Here is a 3,123-nt window from a genome sequence, read left to right as displayed (position 1 = left end):
CGGATTCGTCTTGAAACTGGCCACCGGCGCGGCCTGGCCGGTGACGTACACGCTGTACGCGGTCTGCGGCTTGAGTTTGAACAGCGACACTTCCAGCGCGTCCACCACGCCCAGGTTACGGGCCACAACGAATCCCTTGGCCTCGCCGGCAGCGGGTTTAAGCGCAATGTTGATTGGCTCGCTGTTGGCGCGCGGGACCAGGTTGGTCATGCCGTCGCCGTGCGGCACGGCGTTCGAAACGTACACCAGTGCCTGCGGCGCCTGGCCGACCGGTGCGCGCGCAATCACCTTGTTGGTGGCGCTGTCGATGACATCGACCGCGTCGCCGTTTTCAAGTCCCACATACAGACGTGTGCCGTCGTCGGAGGTCCAGATGCCGTGGGGCAACGCGCCGGTAGGGATCGTCGCAACCAGCGTCGGCGTGGCGTCGGTGGTGTACACCTTGACGACATTCTCACCGCCGATCGTTACGTAAGCACGGGTGCCAGCCGCAGTCTTCGCGAACGCCAAGTGGTTGGTAATGAAGCCGGTATCGATGACGCCCTTTACTTCCAGGCTGGCAGTATCGATGCGCGTCACTTTGCCGGCATCCTTGTGCGTCATCCACATTTCCTTGAAATCAGGGGTGAACTGAAGGAACGGCGAGAACGGGCTGACGACCTTAATGTGCTTGATGACCTTGTGCGACTTCATGTCGATCACGTCGACCACGGGATTGAAGCTGGAGACGACGAACGCCAGCTTGCCGTTCGGCAGGAACTGCACCATGCCGGGGCCGGCGGTCGTCTCGATCCGCTTTTTCTCCTTGAAGGTGACCGGGTCGATCACCGAGATGTAGTCTTCGCCGCGCACCACCGCCCAGACTTCGCGGCCGTCGGCAGTGAAAAACCCTTCATGGGGCGAGCGACCGATATAGGTGATTCCTTTGACCTTGTTGGTCGCCGTGTCGATGAATGCCACCGAGTTAGAGCCGTTTGAAATGGCAATCAGGGTCTTGTGGTCGGGCGAAAAGCCCAGGCCGTGCACATTGATCTCGCCCTTGTATAGCGGCGACAACACGTCGGGACGCTGGTTGCCCAGTTTGATCTGGCCGAGCAGCAAATTGGTCGCCGGGTTGATCACTGAAACGGTATTGGTATTCTGGTCAGCGGTGTAGACGCGGTCTTGCGCGCCAGGAGCGGCAAACGCGGAGGCGGTGAGCAGGCTGCTGACGGTCAACGAGAAAACGCAGTGACGGAGTTGCATGATTTATTCTTTCTTGGTGATCGAAGTGGGAGCAACTTTTGCCTGAGCCGATTGGTAGCGCTGCAACCAGGCCTGCATAATGTTGATTTCGTTTTGCTGTTCCGTGATGATGCCTTGGGCGACGTTGCGCAATTCAGGATCCTTGGTGGTGAGCAGGAGCGCTTTCGCCATGTCGATGGCGCCCTGGTGGTGCGGAATCATCATCGTCACGAAATCATGTTCCGCAACGCCATTCATTGGCGCGCGCTTCATGCCGTCATCCATGACGGCCATGGCATCGTCCGTCAGCGCGGCAAACGGCTTGGCCGTGCTGGCGATAAATACGGGGGGCTTTGCCGCTGGCGACTGGCCATGATGGTGGGCCATGGCCTGTCCGAGAGCACTAGCGCCAATCAGGGCGGCAACGGCGAACGTGGCCAAGCGTCGAAGGTACAAGGGACGGTTCATTAAGGTCATGACGGTTTCTCCAGTTGGTCGTACACGGCGGTGGCAACGCGCGCCAGTTCGGCCTTGTTAATTCCAGCCGACAGCGCATAGCCGAATTTGCCGTCGATCCAATAAAACACATTCACCGGTCCCTCCTGGGCGAAGCGAAAACCTGTGTCCTTGTTGTGCGCCTGGTCGGTCGACACGTACAAGGTGAGGCGCTGCCCGGTCGCGTCGTGGTACATGAACTGCGCCACCGCGCCTTGGGCGCCAGGGAGCAGGCGACCACCGATCAGCTCGTAGCCGAGTTTGCCCAGCCGGGGTGGCCGAATTGCCGTGCCGAGGCGTTTGGACAGCCATGCCACTAGCTGCTCTTCCTGGTCAGCCCCGATTTCCACCGGCCGCTTGACATCCGGGCTATAGACAACGTGGGCGATTGCGGCCTGATGGGCCAAGCCGGCAACGTACAGCGCCGGCCTGGCCTGCATGGAATCACCTTGGGCGTACTGAATCTCGCCTGCCTGCTGGCCATGCAGCAGCCACCCTGTCGTGCCGCTGAACAGGGCGATGGCAAGACCGGCTACCAGCCGCTGCCATTGCCACTGGCGCGGTCGCGCTGCGCTTAAGCGCTCCGGCACCGCTTCGTCGAGCACGGGATTGAAAAGCGCGCGCAGTTCATCGTTTTGCGCTGTATAGGCGCGCAGTCGCTCCGCCTCTTCCGGGCGCTGCGCCAGATAGGTGTCGACCTCGAGTCGGCGCGCGGCAGGCAGCTTGCCGTCGACGAAGGCGTGCAATTCGGCTTCCGTGATGGGTAGGGTATTCATTTGACCACCTTCAAGGGTGCGATGTACGCTCTCCCTTCCATATTCGCGCGCATTTTTTCACGCGCGCGCGACAGGCGCGACATGACCGTACCGATGGGAATCTTGAGCGTTTGCGCGACGTCGTCGTAACTCATTTCTTCCAAGGCCACCAGCAGCAGGATTTCACGCTGTTCCTCTGGCAGCGCACGCAAGGCCGTTTCCATGTCGCGCAGTTCGAGTCCGCTTGAAGGACTGCCAGGTGCTAGTGCCATCGATGTCTCCTCGTTGAGCGCTTCCGTCGGCACTGAAGGCCGCCGCGCCTGGTCGATACGCACGTTGTGCATGATGCTGAACAACCATGCGCGCATATCGCTACCACCCTCCCATGACGCCAGTCTCCCCCATCCGCGCTCGACCGTGTCCTGCACCAGGTCGTCGGCGCCGGCCCGATCGCCGACCAATGCCCGCGCATAGCGGCGCAGACGGGGAATGCAGGCCAGCAGCTGGTCGCGCGAATTGGGCATGGATGTCACTGGAGTATCGGTCGATTAATCAATAAGCTGCTGCGGTCAGTTTCGGATCGATCTGCCAGGTTTCGTTGACCAGCTTGCCATCGCGGTAGGTCAGCACATAGCGCACATTGACCTGT

General features: G+C 60.7%; 4 protein-coding genes. All 4 read right to left on the bottom strand.

Annotation, left to right across the window (positions count from 1 at the left end; genetic code table 11):
- A partial coding sequence (locus YWC_RS0126855) for a YVTN family beta-propeller repeat protein (RefSeq protein WP_036216416.1) occupies window positions 1–1,245 on the bottom strand: 1,245 nt, incomplete at its 3' end.
- A 3-nt stretch (window positions 1,246–1,248) separates the two neighbouring features.
- Window positions 1,249–1,692 carry a DUF305 domain-containing protein gene (locus tag YWC_RS31175; RefSeq protein WP_051306793.1) on the bottom strand — a complete coding sequence of 148 codons (444 nt, stop codon included), beginning with the start codon at window positions 1,690–1,692 and terminating at the stop codon, window positions 1,249–1,251.
- 5 nt (window positions 1,693–1,697) lie between these two features.
- On the bottom strand, window positions 1,698–2,495 hold the full coding sequence (locus YWC_RS0126845) for an anti-sigma factor family protein (protein WP_027868097.1): 798 nt from the start codon (window positions 2,493–2,495) through the stop codon (window positions 1,698–1,700).
- Window positions 2,492–2,998 (bottom strand): RNA polymerase sigma factor, encoded by a 507-nt coding sequence (locus YWC_RS0126840; RefSeq protein WP_027868096.1) that lies wholly within the window; start codon window positions 2,996–2,998, stop codon window positions 2,492–2,494. Before YWC_RS0126840 ends, YWC_RS0126845 begins: the two co-directional genes overlap by 4 nt.
- Window positions 2,999–3,123 lie beyond the last annotated feature (125 nt).

Origin of the sequence: Massilia alkalitolerans DSM 17462 (genome assembly GCF_000427785.1) — a bacterium.
GTDB lineage: Bacteria > Pseudomonadota > Gammaproteobacteria > Burkholderiales > Burkholderiaceae_D > Telluria > Telluria alkalitolerans.
This window is presented reverse-complemented; position numbering and strand designations above follow the sequence as displayed.